Origin of the sequence: Arthrobacter sp. LAR12-1-1.1 (genome assembly GCF_040676555.1) — a bacterium.
Lineage (GTDB): Bacteria > Actinomycetota > Actinomycetes > Actinomycetales > Micrococcaceae > Arthrobacter.
Genome location: NZ_JBEGIG010000048.1, coordinates 1 through 388 on the forward strand (window position 1 = coordinate 1; position 388 = coordinate 388).

Annotated in this window: 1 protein-coding gene; it reads right to left on the reverse strand. The window is 64.4% G+C overall.

Features of this window, described 5'->3' with window-relative positions; translation table 11 throughout:
* Positions 1–34: 34 nt before the first annotated feature.
* Positions 35–388: hypothetical protein (locus MRBLAR12_RS19920; RefSeq protein ID WP_364747929.1), on the reverse strand; the 354-nt coding region annotated here is incomplete at its 5' end.

The following is a 388-nucleotide window of genomic DNA, read 5'->3' on the forward strand; positions in this document are numbered from 1 at the left end:
GGGGGCATCAGGTCGGTTTCCGAGTCGTGCAGCGCTACTTCCACTCGAACAGGCGGCCTTCGGACTTGCCGTCGGCCACCTGGTACTCGAACAAGACCGCGATCCCGTTGAGGCTGCTCAACTCGTCTGACGTGGTTTCGTAGAACAGTGCACCCCGCCAGGTGAGTTGGCCCGGACCGGTGAATCTACCGACGCCGTGGCCGGTGAAGGTCGCAGTCTGCCCGCTTGCGGTGACGACGAAACCGTTTCCGGCGCCGGCGACCGTGCCACCGGGACGAATCGTGCCGAGGTAGGTGACCGTGGCGTCAACTTGGACACCGCAGAGCGTGCCGACCTGATGGTCGGTCAGTTCGGTGCGCGGACCGAGACCAATGTCTTCCAGAACCCG